Here is a 17,056-nt window from a genome sequence, read left to right on the forward strand (position 1 = left end):
CTACCAATTTGTTCAATGGCTAGATGTTCGTCATTCGGCCGTGACACAATGGGCGGATAACACTTTCGTCGCACACTCTTACCAAGGAGGAATCGTGACCACCACCGTCACGCGTGAATTCGTTGCCGGCCTGCCCAAGGCAGAACTGCATCTCCACCTTGAGGGCACGCTTGAACCTGATCTTAAGCTTGCTCTTGCTACCAAGCACGGCGTCGATATCGGTCAGTCGACCATCGAGGAAGTTCAGGCCAGCTACAACTTCACCGACCTGACCTCCTTCCTCGCTGTCTATTACCCGGCGATGAATGTCCTGCAGGATGAAGAGGACTTCGAGGCTCTGGCCTCCGCTTACTTCGCACGAGCCAAGGCGAACGGTGTTCGTCGCGCTGAGTGCTTCTTCGACCCCCAGGCTCACACCACGCGTGGTATTGCGATTGAAACTGTCATCAACGGCTACTACAAGGCTGTTGAGAAGGCTCGCGAAGACGGAATCTCCGCTGACCTGATTCTCTGCTTCCTGCGTGATATGAGCGCAGAATCCGCGCGAGAAACCCTTGAGTCGGCACTGCCGTACAAGGACAAGTTCTTCGCCGTTGGCTTAGATTCTGACGAGCGCGATAATCCACCGGAGAAGTTCGCCGAAGTCTTCGCGATGGCGAAGGACAACGGTCTGCATGTCACGATGCACTGCGACATTGATCAGGTTGGCTCCATCGACAATATCCGTCGTGCGCTGACTGAGCTTGGTGCCGAGCGCCTTGACCATGGCACGAACATCGTGGAAGACGATGCGCTGGTTCAGCTGGTCGCAGATAAGGGTATCGGCTTGACCTCGTGCCCGCTATCGAACTCGTTCGTCACCGCGAACAACCACGATATGAAGGACAAGGAAGTGAAGGCTCTCCTTGAACGTGGCGTGAAGGTCACCATCAACTCTGATGACCCGGCCTATTTCGGTGGCTACGTTGCCGACAACTTCTACGCTCTTGCCGCCCAGGCAGGCTTCACTAGGGACATGCTTGTTCAGCTGGCACGTAATTCTCTTGAAATCGCCTGGGTTTCCGACGCAGAGCGTGCACGCCTGCTGGGCGAGCTCGACGCTTTTGTTGCAACCAACTGACTAGTCTTCTGGTTTCGCTGGGGGCAAGAGCTTCGCGAAGTTCGAACTCGACGTTGAAGGTGTAATCGTGTGAACACACGCCCATTTCACGAAAGAATACCCGCAAAGTGCATGACGCGCAGAGCAGAGAGACTCATGTGAGGCCTCGTCGATAGGACGAACAGTGACTGAGCGTCAGTGAACCTCGAAGCCCAGTAAGCGGAAGTAATCACGAACTTGTTCGGTCGCCTCAGGCGAGGGAGGCTTTGTGTCACGCAACTGATAATCCAAGCCCAGCGAATCCCACTTATCCTGACCCATCTGATGGAAGGGGAGGACCTCAACGCGGTCGATGACATTGCGCCACTGTGTGATGATGTTTCCGATCGCTTCGATATTGTCCTTGCCGTCAGTCAGTCCCGGCACCAAGACAAAACGAATCCACACGCGTGTCGTGCCACGCGCCGCCAGGCGATCACCGAAGTCAACAGTCGGCTGAAGGTCGCCGGTCGTGACCTTCTTATAGAGCTCAGGGATACCGGACTTCACGTCCAGCAGAACCAAATCCAGATCGTCGAGCATCGCGTCATCGCAGTTCGCGCCAAGGAATCCCGACGTATCCAAACAGGTGTGAACGCCCATTGCTTTCGCTCCGGCCAGGATGCGACGAACAAACTCCGGCTGCATCATGGCTTCGCCACCCGACAGGGTGACACCGCCACCCGTCGTGCGGAAAATCTTACGGTAGCGACGGATGCGGCCGAGGATCTCGTCGATCTCAACGGGCGTTCCATTCTTCATGAAGAACGTGTCGGGATTGTGGCAGTACAGGCAGCGGAGCCCGCAGCCGTTGAGGAAAATTGTCAGACGCGTTCCCGGGCCGTCGACAGCGGTCACCAGCTCCCACGAGTGAACGGATCCCAGCGTGCCGTCATGCATCTTGTGCAGGCGCTCCGTGCGTTCCACGTCGCTCAGCTCAGCCAGGCCTGCGACTCCTTGACCGCCTACGCGACCGGTCGGTGCTTGGAAGTCTTGATCGCGGAGCTTCGAGTGGGAATCAATGGGTCCGGTAGGAACGATTGAAGATCCATCGCCTACGGGGGCGGTGTGGGAAAGCTCAGTCATGGTGTCCTGATTGTGAATGAAGGGGAACGAGGTGCACGTTCACACTCTGTTCATTGTGAGTGCGCAATTGTCAAGGGCTGCCGACGCAATTCGGGGCGCAGGAAGAATCCCGCGCCCCGAAGCGGAAGATGCTGAATCTGTTTTACGCCAGCGTAAAGCGGATATCAGGCCGAGTGGTGGAAGGTACGCGAGAGAACGTCAAGCTGCTGCTCGCGGGTGAGCTTCACGAAGTTAACGGCGTAGCCGGAAACGCGAACGGTCAGGTTCGGGTACTTCTCGGGGTGCTCGATTGCGTCTTCCAGGGTGGAACGATCAAGAACGTTGATGTTGGCGTGGTACAGGCCATCGGACTCGCCGCGCTCTTCACGGGCTAGCTTCATGTCTGCGAGGCGCTCTTCGTAGGTCTTGGTTGCCATGATGATTTTCTCCTTATAGGTGTTGGCTGGTCGCGGAGCGAGGCTCGGTAGCGCCCCGCTCCCGGTAAGAATGATCAGTTACTGGAAATCATTTCACAGGTATCGTCCGGGACGAAGCCTGCATCGAGGATTCCGACAAGGTTGTCGATCTGCTCGTCCTTTGTACGGCCAAGGCCGGACGGGGTGATGGTGTTCGTCAGCGAGATGCCGTCGAGCGCATCGTTGTAGTCGAGTTTGCCGACCGACAGCATGGAAGCAACCATGCCGTGGGTGTCGATGCCGTTCTCCGGGTTTGCGCCTGGTGCGAACGGGGTGCCTGCGCGGTGCCCGGATGGGAATGCGCCGGTTGCCTTGCCGTAGACGACGTTCGAGGTGATCGTCAGGACGGACTGCGTCGGGATTGCGTCGCGGTACATCGGGATCTGACGGATCTTGTCCATGACGGTGTGGACGACGGTTGCGGCGATGTCATCGGCGCGGTCGTCATCATTGCCGTAGGTCGGGAATTCGCCTTCGGTTGTGTAGTCGACAACCAGTCCGGTTTCGTCGCGGATCGGTGTGACCTTTGCGTACTTGATGGCTGCCAGCGAGTCAGCAACGATCGACAGGCCTGCGATACCGCAACCCATGGTGCGGATGATTTCGGAATCGTGCAGTGCCATTTCGACTGCTTCGTATGCGTAGCGGTCGTGGCAGTAGTGGATAATGTTGAGGGCTTCAACGTAGGTGCCGACAACCCAGTCGAGCATCTCTTCGTACTTGGCCCAGACCTCGTCGAAGTCGAGTGGGCCGTCACCCTCGATGGGGGCGTAGCCGGTGACGACCTGCTTGCCACTCATTTCGTCGCGACCACCGTTGATGGCGTAGAGCAGGGCCTTTGCAGCGTTGACGCGTGCGCCGAAGAACTGCATCTGCTTGCCGACCTTCATCGGGGAGACGCAACATGCGATGGCGGCGTCGTCGCCCCAGTGCTGGCGGATCTGCGGGTCGGACTCGTACTGGATGGACGAGGTTTCGATCGAGATCGCTGCGCAGAATTCCTTGTAGCCCTTGGGCAGGTTTTCATCCCAGAAGATCGTGATATTCGGTTCGGGGGCGGGGCCCAGGTTACGCAGGGTCTGCAACAAGCGGAATGAGGTCTTGGTGACCAGCGTGCGACCGTCGTCGCCGAAGCCTGCGTCCGACCAGGTTGCCCAGTAGGGGTCGCCCGAGAAGATCTGGTCGTAATCAATCGTGCGGAGGAAGCGCGTGATGCGGAGCTTGATGACGAGGGCGTCAATGATCTCTTGGGCGTCGGACTCGGTGATGAGACCGGCGGCGAGGTCGCGCTCGAAGTAGATGTCGAAGAAGGCTGAGAGGCGGCCGATCGACATCGCGGCGCCGTCCTGGCTCTTCACGGAGGCAAGGTAGCCGAAGTAGGTCCACTGGACCGCTTCCTTCGCGGTCTTCGCGGGCCCGGAGATGTCGAAGCCGTAGTCGGCCGCCATCTTCTTCAGCTTCTTGAGCGCCTTGATTTGCTCGGAGTGCTCCTCGCGGTAGCGCGCCCAGTGCTCGGAGAACGGCTGGTCTGCGTAGCGGTCCTTGTCCTGTTGCTTCCATTCGATGAGCTGATCGACGCCGTAGAGGGCGACTCGGCGGTAGTCGCCGATGATGCGGCCACGGCCGTAGGCGTCCGGCAGGCCAGTGATGATATGCGAGGAGCGGGCGGCGCGGATCCGCGGCGTGTAGATGTCGAAGACCGCGTCGTTGTGGGTCTTGCGGTACTGGGTGAAGATCTTCTTGACCTCGGGGTCGACCTCTTTACCGGCCTCCTTGATGGCGGTCTCGACCATGCGCCAGCCACCGTTGGGCATCATCGCGCGCTTGAGGGGGGCGTCTGTCTGCAGGCCGACGATAACGTCGTCGTCGGAGGAGATGAACCCGGGCTTGAAGGCGTCGATGTCGGCAGGGGTGTGGGTGTCGACATCGAGGATGCGGACCTTGCGCTCCTCGGAGAGGTACTCCTTTTCGAGGGTGTCCCAGACGCGAAGCGTCTTTTCGGTGGGACCTGCGAGGAAGGAGGCATCGCCCTCGTACGGCGTGTAGTTGCGCTGGATGAAGTCGCGGACGTCGATTTCTTTGTCCCAATTTCCAGTTTTGAAATCGGTCCAAGCGTCTTGTGTGGGGATGCTGGGAGCGGTCTGCTCTGTCATCGTTCCTCTTCTCAATAAATGCTTGCGGACGATCGTTGTACCGCACGGCATTAGATGATTCTCGAATGTGTACCGGTAGGTACCTTGTAACAATTGTGTACCTACATAGTGAGGGTTTCCATACAGAGGTCATTTGTCACAGGTGCGGGTTATCACAACCTGCACGATTGTTAACAATAAACATTTTTAATAGGGACGTTAGTCCTATGCGTGGGTGTGATGCTCTTTAAGTACGAGGTCGCGCTCGACTATTTTTCTCTCTCAAAGAAATGGACGTGCGCATGTATTGAGTCCTATCTATGCCTATGCTCATTACCAACAGCGCAAACACGTTCGTGAGTGGTCAAGGAGTTTCTCGGTGGAAGAGCGTAGCCCCGAACTGAAAGTCGGTGTTCTCGGTGCAGGTACCGTCGGATCACAGGTTATCCGCATGCTCACAGAGCAGGCCGACGATTTTGAAGCTCGTTCAGGTGCGCGTATACGCGTGAACAAGGTGGCGGTCCGCAGACTTGATGCGCCTCGTGACTATGATGTGGATCCTGCACTTCTTTCGACCCGTCCCGAAGAAGCCATCGATGGCCAAGACATTGTCGTCGAATTGATCGGCGGTATTGAGCCAGCCCGAACCTATGTCATCCGAGCACTCAAACAGGGCATTTCCGTGGTGACTGGCAACAAGGCGCTTCTTGCTGCTCACGGTCCAGAGCTGTATGCTGCTGCGGCTGAAACCGGCGCAGACCTCTACTACGAGGCCTCGGTTGCGGGCGCAGTTCCCGTCGTTTACGGCCTGCGCGAATCGCTTGCGGGTGACCGCATCACCAAGGTGATGGGCATCGTCAATGGCACGACCAATTTCATCCTCGATGCGATGGCATCGCGCGGTCTGTCCTATGAGGAAGCGCTGAATCAAGCCCAGGAGCTCGGTTTTGCCGAAGCCGATCCCAGCTCAGATGTTGACGGTTTCGATGCGGCAGCAAAGTGTTCAATTCTGGCCTCGTTGGCTTTCCATACGCGCGTCGGAATCGATGACGTTGCCGTTGAAGGCATCACCAAGATTACGGCAGAAGATATGGAAGAAGCTGCCTTCTTCGGTCGTGCGATCAAGCTTCTTGCCATCGCTGAGCGTCGTGTTGGAGAAGATGGTAAAGACGGCGTTGCCATGCGCGTCCACCCTGCGCTCGTCCCGCTCGATTCGCCTCTGGCCAGTGTCGACGGAGCGTTCAACGCCATCCTCGTCGAAGGTGAAGCAGCAGGCCGTCTGATGTTCTACGGTCAGGGTGCAGGCGGTGCTCCCACCGCGTCCGCCGTTCTTTCGGACCTCGTCGCTGCTGCCCACCACCGCGCGTTCGGCGGACACGCACCCCGTGAGTCCGTCTACGCTCACCTGCCGATTCTTGACCCGGGCACGGTTTTCACTCGCTACCAGATTCGTATGCAGGTAGAGGATCGCCTTGGCGTACTTTCCGATGTTGCCGGAATCTTCGCTCGCCACGGCGTCTCCATCCAGTCTGTGCACCAGCGCGACGACAAGGAATCGGGTGCCTGCGTTATCGTGGCGACAACCCACCTTGCCCGCGAAGCGAATCTGGCGGCAGTCGCACACGCCCTGTCGTGCTCGCCCGCGGTTCGTGAAGTCACCAGCGTAATTCGCGTCGAAGGGGAGTGACGTGAGAGTCACCGAAGAATTCGTTGCCGTCCGTGTCCCCGCAACCAGCGCGAACCTTGGCCCAGGATTCGACTCGATGGGGCTGGCGCTGAACCTTTGGGACGAAGTCGCAGTTCACGCAACCTCCGGAGTCCACACAAGCGTCACCGTTGAAGGTGAGGGAGCAGGGAACATTGCAACCGGTGAAGACAATCTTGTCGTCCAAGCGATGCGCTTAGCGCTCGATCGTGCGGGCGCACCGCAGGTTGGCGTGAAAATGCGTTGCACAAACCGTATCCCTCATTCGCGCGGAATGGGTTCATCGGCCAGTGCGATCGTTGCGGGAATCCTTCTTGCCCGCGCGCTTATCGGGCGCGAGGATGTCCTGACGGACGAAGAAGTCCTCATGATCGGTACCGAACTGGAAGGACACCCCGACAACGTTGCGCCAGCAATCGCTGGTGGAGCAACAATCGCGTGGGTCGATAACGGCCGGCCGGCTGCAGTTTCACTCTCGGTTCCTACCGCCATTGCCCCCGTCGTCTTTATACCTGACTTTGAATTGGCAACCGAAAAGGCCCGTTCCGCTCTTCCGCAAGTGGTCACCCATACAGATGCGCGCTTCAATGTCGCCCGAGCCGCTCTTCTTTCTGCCCTCCTTTCAGGACAGGCTCGTTCGGTGGGGCAGGCCTCGTTCCACGATCTGCTGATGGATGCCACGGCGGATGTTTTGCACCAGGAATACCGACGCGAAGCTATGGAGCCTTCGCTTGCGCTGGTGGATTGGTTGCGCAATGCCGGCATCGCGGCCACAGTTTCTGGTGCTGGACCGACGGTTCTGGCCATGGAGACGGTGCCGGACGAAATCTGCCAGGACGCCAGATCAGCGGGCTGGAAAGTCATGACTCTTGACGTGCCAAGCAAAGGTGCAGCGATTACTCGCGGGCGACTGGCGAAACTCTACTGATTATCCTTCGGTTCTGTTTTCTTTGTTTTCTTTCACTTTCGTGTGACTTTATGCGCACAAGCGCGCGACTTTAACGTTGTGGTGCGCATCGAGACAAACGGTTGGTACACTTGAAGCAGGTCTTATGGCCTGCCACGTTTTGGTGGCTCATCCCTTACGTCACGCGATCAGCGCTATCGCAACGTATTCCTCCCGTTTCAAAGGGAGATCCCCATTTGCTCGAAAAGAGCACTCCATATCCAGTGAGGATTCATTCGTGACAAACGAACAAGTCGCCCCCAAGACACGGTCTGCATTGCGGAGCATGAAGCTGGCTGAACTCCAGGCGCTAGCTTCCAGCCAAGGTCTCAAGGGCACGTCAAAGATGCGTAAGTCCGACCTGATCGAAGCTCTTTCTTCCTCGTCTGCGCCAGCTACGAAGGCTTCCGCTTCATCTGACGAGGCTCCCGCGCGTCGTGCCCGTGGTACGCGTCGTGTGGCTACCGCTGAAGTTTCACATGACCAGGTTGCGCCTGCTACCCAAGCGCCTGCCCAGGATCAGGGAACGAAGAATGACGACGCTGAACAGCCCCAGCGCAAGTCGCGTCGTCGTCGCGTCGCGACCGCTGGACCAACCGAACCGGCGACGATTGAACTGCCGGCTCCCAAGAAGGGTGGCGAGAAGCCCGAAGCGGAAGAAAACGCTTCCGTCAAGGCTCCGTCTCTGGACGCCATTGAGCTTCCCGAAGGGGAAGAAGGCGAAGAGCGCGGTCGTAACCGCCGTGATCGCAACAACCGTCGCCGTGATCGCAACAACCGCAACGATCGCTATAATCGTCGTAACCGTGACCGTAATGATCGGGGTGACCGCGAAGAACAGGTGCGCGAAGACGAACAGTTTGCTCCGATCGCTGGCATCTTGGATATCCAGGACAATCACGCATTTGTCCGCACTTCTGGTTACCTTCCCGGTCCGAACGATGTGTATGTCACCCTTGGCAACGTTCGCCGTTGGGGTCTGCGTGCGGGCGATGCCGTTGCAGGTGCCGTTCGCCAGCCCCGTGAAGGCGAACGGCAGCGTCAGAAGTACAACGCTCTGGTTCGCGTTGACTCCGTGAACGGCATGTCGATTGAGGAGGCGCAGGCTCGTCGCGAATTCTCCAAGCTCACCCCGGTTTACCCGAATGAGCAACTACGCCTCGAAACGTCCGCAAAGGCATACACGCCACGCGTTATCGACTTGGTCGCTCCGATCGGTAAAGGCCAGCGTGGCCTGATCGTTTCGCCACCGAAGGCCGGTAAGACGATGGTCATCCAGCAGATCGCGAAGGCTATCGAGATCAACAATCCTGAGGTTCACCTGATGGTCGTCCTGGTTGACGAACGTCCGGAAGAAGTGACGGATATGCGTTCGATCGTCAAGGGTGAGGTCATTGCCTCGACCTTCGATCGCCCCGCATCGGATCACACGATCGTCGCCGAACTTGCCATAGAGCGCGCAAAGCGTCTGGTTGAACTCGGCCAGGATGTTGTCGTTCTTCTTGACTCGATCACGCGACTGTCGCGCGCCTACAACCTGGCCGCACCGGCTTCCGGCCGCATCCTGTCGGGTGGCGTTGACGCATCCGCCCTGTACCCGCCGAAGAAGTTCTTCGGCGGCGCCCGTAATCTCAAGGAAGGTGGCTCGCTCACCATCATTGCGTCGGCTCTGGTTGAGACCGGCTCGAAGATGGACGAGGTCATTTTCGAAGAGTTCAAGGGCACCGGCAATATGGAACTGCGTCTGTCGCGACAGCTGGCAGACCGTCGTATCTTCCCGGCGATTGACGTCAATGCGTCCGGTACCCGCCGTGAAGAAATGCTGTTCCAGCCTGAAGAACTTCGCATCATGTGGAAGCTTCGCCGGGTGATCGGCACGCTGGATCAGCAGTCCGGTCTGGAACTGATCCTTGAAAAGCTCAAGGAAACCCAGTCGAACGCTGAGTTCCTGATGATGGTCCAAAAGACCACTCCCAGTGCTGACTGAGAACCCCTGACGTGAAACGCACGTCAAAAGGTCGCGCGTTTCACGCATATGAGGGCCCTGCCACATAGACGTAAGAGCGCCGAAAGTGGCACAATTGACGCCGTCGGCCATCGGTTCACCGGTTCGCCACCGTTTGGATACTCCAAGGCGGAAGGATACTTGCCACCAGATGTGGGAAGATCTGCGGATCCGGACCCGGGGCACCAACGAACCCAGGAGATACTCCATGAAGAAGGACATCCACCCCGAGTACGTGGATACCCTCGTGACTTGCACGTGCGGTAACAGCTTCCACACCCGTTCCACCCTCACCACCGGTGAGATGCGCGTGGACGTGTGCTCCGCTTGCCACCCGTTCTACACCGGCAAGCAGAAGATCCTCGACACCGGCGGTCGCGTCGCTAAGTTCGAGGCACGTTACGGGAAGCGTGTTCGCCCCTCCAAATGAGGCCAGCATACGTTGCGTTTTGATCGGCGCCGGGAGCGTTAAGCGCCCGGCGCCGAGGCGTATCTGACCACTCAGCTTTAAAGGAAGTCCATGGCAGTCGATAACGAGACCAGTGAAGGTCTGAGTGCCCTTGAAGCACTCTTGAGCGAGTATGAAAGCGTCGAACAGGAGATGGCGGCGCCGGATACTCTTTCCGACCCTGCGAAGATGCGTCGCGTGGGAAGGCGTTTCGCTGAGCTGTCTCGCATCAAGGCTGCTGCTGATCGACTCTCGAGCACCCGAGATGACCTTGACGCTGCCCGTGAATTGGCCACGGAAGATCCATCGTTCGCTGACGAGATTCCAGGCCTCGAAAATGAGGCGCAAGACGCCTACGACGCGCTACTGAAAATCCTCGCACCGCGCGACAGCGAGGATGCCCTCGACGTCATCCTCGAAATTAAAGCGGGGGAGGGCGGCGAAGAATCCGCTCTTTTCGCATCCGACCTCGCTCGCATGTACGCGCGCTACGCCGAATCGAAGGGGTGGAGCGTCCAAGAACTCTCTTCAACGGACACTGAACTCGGTGGCTACAAAGACATCACGCTGGCAATTCGCGCCAAGGGAACCGTGACCCCAGAAGAAGGCGTGTGGGCTCACTTAAAGTTTGAGGGCGGAGTTCACCGCGTGCAGCGCGTGCCCGTCACCGAGTCGCAGGGTCGTATTCACACCTCCGCAGTCGGCGTCTTCGTCATGCCCGAAATTGAAGATGACACTGAGATTGTCATTGACCCGAACGACCTGCGCATTGACGTCTACCGTTCCTCGGGTCCCGGCGGCCAGTCGGTGAACACCACGGATTCCGCTGTCCGCATCACCCATATTCCGTCGGGCATCGTGGTCTCGATGCAGAACGAAAAATCGCAGCTACAGAACAAGGAAGCAGCTCTGCGCGTTTTGGCGTCCCGTTTGGCAGCCGAAGCTCGTGCGAAGCGCGAAGCTGAAGCATCGGCCCAGCGCCTCTGCCAGGTTCGCACCGTTGACCGTTCCGAGCGCGTGCGCACCTACAACTTCCCAGAAAATCGCATCGCTGAACACCGCACCGGCTACAAAGCGCACAATCTTGATCGCGTGCTTGCCGGCGAACTTGAGCCCGTCATCGCTTCGCTGATCGAAGCCGATGAAGCCGAGCGACTCGCCTCTGCCAGCGCCTGAGAGCCTCTTGCGACCATTTCACCTGCTGTCCAATGACTGCCGAGATTTCCACCGTCCGCGACGCTCTTGCCTTCGCACGCGCCCAACTTTCTCAGATCGACGAGGCCGCTCCAGCTTCCGAGGCACGTGAACTTCTGGAATGGGCGGCGGATGTGGACTCAGTGTGGTCAATCCGTGAGCCTATCGCCCCGCCGATCGTTCATCGCTTTATTGATGGGGTGGAACGACGAATGAAACGTGTTCCACTGCAACACATCACTGGGCGTATGTTCTTCCGTGGTTTGACGTTGCGTGCAATGCCAGGCGTCTTCGTGTGCCGTCCAGAAACCGAAGTCGTTGCGGGCCAGGCGATCGATCAGGCGCGCGAGATCTTGAAAACTCGTGACAGCGTGCGCCTCGTCGATCTGTGTACCGGATCAGGAGCAATCGCCTGCTCGCTTGCACACGAAATCCCCAAAGGCGATGTTTTCGCCGTCGAACTGTCGCCGGTGGCATTCCAATGCGCCAGGGAAAACTGCGAAAAATACGGTGGCGGGCGCATTGGCCTCGTGAACGGTGATGCAACTGACCCGGCCACTTTGGCTGACCTTGACGGCAGTGTCGACATTGTTGTCTCGAACCCGCCTTACGTTCCTTTTAACGAGGCTCCGACGCAGGCAGAAGCTCAGCGAGACCCGGATATGGCACTCTACGGGCTGGGGGAGAGCGGCATGCAGATTCCATCTGCGATCCTCGCGCGCAGCGCCACCTTGCTGAAGCCCGGCGGTTGGGTGATTGTTGAACACTCGCCGAGTCAATCAGAACTGATGCGTACCGCTGCACAACGGGCAGGCTTCACGCACCCTCAGACCATGCCCGATCTGACGGGTCGTGATCGCTACCTTGTTACCAGACGTGGCACAATGCCGATGTGACTACGCGAATCATTTCTTGCACCCCCACGTGGGATAGCTCAGACCTGAAGGAAGCGACAACCGCTGTCAAAAGCGGTCAGCTGATCGTCATTCCGACAGACACCGTGTACGGAATCGGGTGCGATGCGAGTAATCCTGACGCAGTGGCTCGCGTTCTTGCTGCCAAGGGACGAGGTCGCCAAATGCCGCCACCCGTTGTCGTTCCGGGGCGCGAATCAATCGAAACTCTCTGCGTCGATATCCCCGAGGTTGCATACCGCTTGGCAGATGAATACTGGCCGGGCGGATTGACTCTGATCCTGCGGGCACGCCCCGATCTTGGTTGGGATCTGGGTGAAACCGGGGGAACAATCGGTGTGCGTATGCCGAACGAGCCCCGCATCCGCACGCTGTTGGATACGGTCGGACCACTGGCTCTGACCAGCGCAAACACCACAGGAAATCCACCGGCAACAAGCGTCGACGAAGCAGTGGACTACTTTGGGACGCAGGTTCTGCTCTACGTTGACGGTGGCCCGACTCCCGGTTCGACACCCTCAACAATCCTCGACTTCACGAAGGGTGGGGTGCGGGCAATCCGTCTGGGCACACTATCCTTAGAACAGTTATCGCTTACCGCTGGAACCACCATCGAACCCGCGAACGCGTCAAAGTGATCGCAACCGATTCACACTGAAAGGCCTGGAACCCCCGACCGATGAAGGTCTATATTCTGCTCATGCTCGTCGCCATGGGAGTCACCGTTTTGATGACTCCCATCGTCAGGCGTGCGTGCATTGCGTGGGGGATTGTTCCCAAGCTGCGTTCCCGCGACATCCAGAAGGACCCGATTCCTCGCCTTGGTGGAATCGCGATGACGGTCGGTCTTGTCGTGACGCTTCTATTGGCGTCGAGGATTCCCTACATGAGTCCCCTGTATGCAACCAGTATTCCTTGGGCAGTCCTTTTTGCCACCCTCGGAATGTGCATCCTTGGAGTTATCGACGACGTCATCGAACTGGACTGGATGGCGAAACTGTCCGGGCAGATCCTGATCACCGGAATCATGGCGTTTAACGGTGTTCAGCTGGTATCTTTTCCGATCTTCGGCATCACCATCGGGTCATCGCGCCTGTCCTTGATTGTGACAGTGTTCCTTGTCGTCGGCATCATTAACGCCGTCAACTTCATTGATGGTCTTGATGGGCTAGCAGCGGGGATTATCGCTATTGGGGCGGCGGCATTCTTCGTCTATTCCTATTCGGTGACCCGCATCGTCGGCGCAACATCGTATGCGACGACGGCCTCGTTGATTACGATCACTCTGGTAGGCGTATGCGTCGGCTTCCTCTGGTTTAACTTCCACCCATCGTCAATCATGATGGGCGGGGGAGCGGAAACGCTCGGCCTTGTTTTGGCCGCAGCCGGCATCATCATGACCGGGCAAATTAACCCATCACTGCTGGGGACGCAACAGATTTTCGTCGGGGTGCTCCCGATTGTCCTGCCCTTGTCGGTCATTTTCATCCCGATTCTTGACTTGGTTGTCACGTCGATCAGGCGAATGCTTCGAGGCAAGAGCCCCTTCCACGCCGACCGATCCCACTTCCATGATCGTCTGATCATGCGAGGACACTCACACCGCACGGTTGTCGCGATTATGTGGATGTGGACAGCCCTAGTGTGTATTCCCGCAGTCTGCCTGCTTGTGGTCGACTGGAAGATCATTCTGCTGATTACCAGCCCATTCTTGGCTGTTGCTGTCGGTCTGACACTGCGCGAATTCCCCAGTGCCCGCTACAGCGCACGCTGAATATCCGTCGCCCACTTTTGAGAGGACTACCTGCAATGATGACTCCCTCCCAAAATCACGAACCGAAGGAAAACGAAGGAGTAGACGATTTTCGTCCCGCGTTCTTCGCTTCGACCGTGGCGAAGCTTGCGCGTTTTGAAATCGTGACCGCAGTGGTAGCGATCCTCTTTGTAGGAGCGCTGGGCTACGCGGGGGAAGTACAGATCCTCTCAATCCTCCTTGCTATCGGCGCGATTGCGTCAATTATTGGCATTCATGTGGGGTCGCTTCTGGCGCTCGGCCAGCCCGCCCGCAATCCTCTGGCGTGGATTGCCTTTTCGTACATCGGTCGCATCGGCGCAATCACCCTGTTCGTCTATCTACCGACCGCTTTTGCCCAGCCGGTGCGTTTTCCCGCTACCTGCGCTTTGATTGCGATCGTCGCCTCTCTATTGTTCGAGTTGGTGGCGCTGGTGCGAATGCGCCAGTTTAACGTCGACTAGTTGCGCGAAGGTTCACGAGGCACAGAAAGAACCTCGTGACTGGCTTTCGACTGTGTGCGAACTCCTCCTCTGAACGCCCGTTCGTTCCCATTTGGGAAAACGTGAGCCACAACAATCTGGTGAGCTCATGTTTAAAGATGAATCAAAGCTCACACTGCTGGTAGGATGGTCAAACCGCTTCATCAACGGTGAAAATGCCTGTCAAAGTCGATTAACCTACCCGGGAGGACACCCTGTCCACGTCATCGCCCTCGACGAGCCGTCGAGCAAGCACTGCAAAACCGGTCTGGTATTGGACGCTTCTTGTCGTTCTCGTCATCGTTATCGTTGTTACGGCAGTCCCTGCTTTTACACAGCACCCCCATCAACCCGGACTTGAGGATTTTTTCCCGAGCGCAATTTTCGGGGAAGGAACTCTTTTTGAGTTCTCACGCTTAACCCTTGCCCGCGTGATCATGGCGCTTGTTCTCTGCCTTGCACTGGTCGGTGTTGCCCGTAAGCCGAAGCTCGTTCCAAGTCGCGGTCAGATGGCCGTTGAATTCCTCGCCGATTTTATTCGCACAAATGTTGCGCTTGAAATGCTTGGTAACAAGAACGGTCGTCGCTTCGCAGGATTCATCGGGTTCGCTTTTTTCGGCGTCTTGGCCATGAACCTTGCCGGCGTTATTCCCGGCATCAACATTGCAGCATCCTCGGTTGTTGCTGTTCCGATGGTGTTCGCCATCATCACTTACGTGACCTTCGTCGGAAGCGGTATCAAGGCCCAAGGCGTTGGCCACTACTTCAAGTCCCAGCTTTTCCCGCCGGGATTGCCGAAGGCAATGTACCTGCTAATCACGCCGATTGAGTTCCTCTCGACGTTCATCGTTCGCCCGTCCACCCTGATGTTGCGACTTTTGGCGAACATGATTGCTGGTCACCTGCTCTTGGGTATGACCTATTTCGGTACCGCAATCCTTTTGCACGAGCTCAACGCAATGAGCTCCCTCGGCGTGCTGACCGGCGCAGCAATGTTTGTCATGACGGCCTTCGAGGTTTTCGTTGCGTTCCTTCAGGCGTACATCTTCACGATCCTTTCCGCCGTTTACATCAAACTGTCCATCGAAGCTCACTGAGCCCAACCGCGCCTCTTGGCGTCCAACACAAAAGGAAGAACACTATGACAACCGCAGCACTTGCCTACATCGGCTACGGTCTTGCAACCCTCGGCCCTGGCATCGGCATTGGTCTCCTGGTCGGAAAGACCCAGGAATCCACCGCTCGTCAGCCTGAGGTTGGTGGCCGTCTGTTCACCAACATGATTATCGGTGCCGGCATGGTCGAGGCACTCGGCCTCATCGGCTTCGTTCTTCCGCTCATCGTTAAGTGACCATCGCTATGCACCAGGTAATCGCCGCGAGTGAGGAAGTAGGTGGCCTCGGCGTCATTCTTCCTCCGCTCTACGAGATCTTCTGGTCGGCGGTTGTTCTGCTCAGCGTCCTCCTCCTCGTTGGTAAGTTTGCTCTTCCGCGTCTTTACGCTGCAATGGACGAACGCCAAGCGAAGATCGAAGAGGGCCTTGCTTTTGCCGAAAAGGCAAAGGAAGACCAAGCACGTGTAGCACGCGATCGTGAAGACGCTCTGAAGCAGGCGAGCATCGAAGCTCACGAGATTCGTGAAAAGGCTTCCCAAGAAGCGCAGGGCATCATTGCTGACGCGCGCCTGGAAGCACAGAACGAAGCAACCCGTATCCTCGAGAACGCGCAACGTCAGATTCTTGCCGAAAAGCAGGCAGCTGAGATCTCCCTGCGCTCTGACGTTGGTCTTCTGGCAACCGAGTTGGCAGAAAAGATCGTTGGTGAACATCTGAGCGACACCGCGCTGACCAGCCGTGTCGTCGATCGTTTCCTTGACGATCTTGAGGCGGATACTCTCCGTGAAAGCGAGCGTACGAATCGATGAGTGAACTCGGTCGACTCTCTAGCGTTGCATGTGCAACGCAACTCGAAGACGCACTAGCCCAGAGCGATGTTGACGCGCGTGCAGTGGGAGAGGACTTCTTCTCCATCACTGACCTCGTGAAGAAAGAACCGCGGGTTATTCGTGCATTCACTGATCCATCACGTAGTGGTGAGGACAAAGCCCAGCTGGTTCGCACTTTGCTGAGCTCGCACCTTACAACGGACGCTTCACTCAGCGTTCTTCAAATGATGGTGCGTGAACACTGGTCGGATCTCGATAGCTTTGCCGATGCCACGGAGGTCCTTGGTATCCTCGCAGTTCTTTCAGATGCGAATCGTGCTTCGAGCCTCGATAGAGTCGAATCCGAACTCTTTGAAGTACGCCATTTCCTTGAAGGCAACCGTGAACTCCGCTTGAAGCTTTCCGATGCTTCGCTAGGCACATCCCATGAACGTGGTGATCTAGCCACCGCGATTTTTGAATCGAAGCTTTCAGTGTGGACGATGCGTTTGCTACGTCGTGCCGTCGGTCGTTCTCGTCGCGGGCGCCTTCTGGTGAACCTTCGACGCTTCGCCGAATGGTCAGCTGTCATCCAAAATAGGCGGCTTGTCACAGTTCAAAGCGCGGTCGAAATGTCGCCGGAGCAGATTTCTCGTTTGCGTTCGCTCTTGGAAAAGCGCTTTAACTCAGAGATTTCACTTGCTATCTCGGTTGTCCCCGGTCTTGTCGGTGGCTTCAAATTACGTGCACAGACAACATCGATCGATGCCAGCCTCTCGACTCGTATCTCAGATATGAAACAGGCTCTGGCTTCCTAACAGCCACCACTACCGATT

The 17,056-nt window shown here is 57.4% G+C and carries 17 protein-coding genes; 14 read left to right on the top strand and 3 right to left on the bottom strand.

All coding sequences use genetic code 11. From position 1 onward, the window contains the following. The first annotated feature begins 94 nt into the window (after positions 1-94). Positions 95-1,120 (top strand): adenosine deaminase, encoded by a 1,026-nt coding sequence (add, locus tag PG731_RS05635; RefSeq protein ID WP_270772703.1) that lies wholly within the window; start codon positions 95-97, stop codon positions 1,118-1,120. 174 nt (positions 1,121-1,294) lie between these two features. Here add and pflA read toward each other — a convergent pair whose 3' ends face one another. From pflA to pflB, 3 genes are all read right to left on the bottom strand, one after another. After that, positions 1,295-2,224: a pyruvate formate-lyase-activating protein gene (gene pflA, locus PG731_RS05640; RefSeq protein WP_270772704.1), complete on the bottom strand. Its 930-nt coding sequence runs from the start codon at positions 2,222-2,224 to the stop codon at positions 1,295-1,297. A gap of 164 nt (positions 2,225-2,388) precedes the next feature. Further along, complete coding sequence (gene grcA2 / locus PG731_RS05645; RefSeq protein WP_006681276.1) at positions 2,389-2,640, bottom strand: autonomous glycyl radical cofactor GrcA2; 252 nt, start codon at positions 2,638-2,640, stop codon at positions 2,389-2,391. A 74-nt stretch (positions 2,641-2,714) separates the two neighbouring features. Further along, positions 2,715-4,832 carry a formate C-acetyltransferase gene (gene pflB, locus PG731_RS05650; RefSeq protein WP_270772705.1) on the bottom strand — a complete coding sequence of 706 codons (2,118 nt, stop codon included), beginning with the start codon at positions 4,830-4,832 and terminating at the stop codon, positions 2,715-2,717. Positions 4,833-5,190: 358 nt separating this feature from the next. On the opposite strand from pflB, the gene PG731_RS05655 reads away from it, so the two are divergent. From PG731_RS05655 to PG731_RS05715, 13 genes are all read left to right on the top strand, one after another. Next, positions 5,191-6,498 carry a homoserine dehydrogenase gene (locus tag PG731_RS05655; protein WP_270772706.1) on the top strand — a complete coding sequence of 436 codons (1,308 nt, stop codon included), beginning with the start codon at positions 5,191-5,193 and terminating at the stop codon, positions 6,496-6,498. 1 nt (position 6,499) lies between these two features. Beyond that, on the top strand, positions 6,500-7,444 hold the full coding sequence (gene thrB / locus PG731_RS05660; protein WP_270772707.1) for a homoserine kinase: 945 nt from the start codon (positions 6,500-6,502) through the stop codon (positions 7,442-7,444). A 256-nt stretch (positions 7,445-7,700) separates the two neighbouring features. Beyond that, positions 7,701-9,449 (top strand): transcription termination factor Rho, encoded by a 1,749-nt coding sequence (rho, locus tag PG731_RS05665; protein WP_270772708.1) that lies wholly within the window; start codon positions 7,701-7,703, stop codon positions 9,447-9,449. A gap of 226 nt (positions 9,450-9,675) precedes the next feature. Continuing rightward, positions 9,676-9,897, top strand: a complete 222-nt coding sequence (gene rpmE, locus PG731_RS05670) for a 50S ribosomal protein L31 (RefSeq protein ID WP_006681271.1) — start codon at positions 9,676-9,678, stop codon at positions 9,895-9,897. 90 nt (positions 9,898-9,987) lie between these two features. Next, complete coding sequence (gene prfA, locus PG731_RS05675) at positions 9,988-11,091, top strand: peptide chain release factor 1 (RefSeq protein WP_270772711.1); 1,104 nt, start codon at positions 9,988-9,990, stop codon at positions 11,089-11,091. 32 nt (positions 11,092-11,123) lie between these two features. Continuing rightward, a complete protein-coding gene (gene prmC / locus PG731_RS05680; RefSeq protein ID WP_270772712.1) occupies positions 11,124-12,005 on the top strand; it encodes a peptide chain release factor N(5)-glutamine methyltransferase in 882 nt (293 codons plus the stop codon). Next, positions 12,002-12,661 carry an L-threonylcarbamoyladenylate synthase gene (locus PG731_RS05685; RefSeq protein WP_270772713.1) on the top strand — a complete coding sequence of 220 codons (660 nt, stop codon included), beginning with the start codon at positions 12,002-12,004 and terminating at the stop codon, positions 12,659-12,661. The genes prmC and PG731_RS05685 overlap by 4 nt, the downstream gene beginning before the upstream one ends. A 41-nt stretch (positions 12,662-12,702) precedes the next feature. After that, positions 12,703-13,797 carry a glycosyltransferase family 4 protein gene (locus PG731_RS05690; protein ID WP_270772715.1) on the top strand — a complete coding sequence of 365 codons (1,095 nt, stop codon included), beginning with the start codon at positions 12,703-12,705 and terminating at the stop codon, positions 13,795-13,797. A gap of 35 nt (positions 13,798-13,832) precedes the next feature. Next, a complete protein-coding gene (locus PG731_RS05695) occupies positions 13,833-14,279 on the top strand; it encodes a hypothetical protein (protein ID WP_270772716.1) in 447 nt (148 codons plus the stop codon). A 233-nt stretch (positions 14,280-14,512) separates the two neighbouring features. Beyond that, complete coding sequence (gene atpB, locus PG731_RS05700) at positions 14,513-15,394, top strand: F0F1 ATP synthase subunit A (RefSeq protein ID WP_270772751.1); 882 nt, start codon at positions 14,513-14,515, stop codon at positions 15,392-15,394. A 44-nt stretch (positions 15,395-15,438) separates the two neighbouring features. Further along, positions 15,439-15,648 carry an ATP synthase F0 subunit C gene (gene atpE, locus PG731_RS05705; RefSeq protein WP_270772718.1) on the top strand — a complete coding sequence of 70 codons (210 nt, stop codon included), beginning with the start codon at positions 15,439-15,441 and terminating at the stop codon, positions 15,646-15,648. 8 nt (positions 15,649-15,656) lie between these two features. Continuing rightward, positions 15,657-16,220: a F0F1 ATP synthase subunit B gene (locus PG731_RS05710; RefSeq protein ID WP_270772752.1), complete on the top strand. Its 564-nt coding sequence runs from the start codon at positions 15,657-15,659 to the stop codon at positions 16,218-16,220. Beyond that, on the top strand, positions 16,217-17,038 hold the full coding sequence (locus PG731_RS05715; protein ID WP_101627400.1) for a F0F1 ATP synthase subunit delta: 822 nt from the start codon (positions 16,217-16,219) through the stop codon (positions 17,036-17,038). The genes PG731_RS05710 and PG731_RS05715 overlap by 4 nt, the downstream gene beginning before the upstream one ends. Positions 17,039-17,056 lie beyond the last annotated feature (18 nt).

The organism is Pauljensenia sp. OF14-1SRA, assembly GCF_027694595.1.
GTDB lineage: Bacteria > Actinomycetota > Actinomycetes > Actinomycetales > Actinomycetaceae > Pauljensenia > Pauljensenia turicensis_B.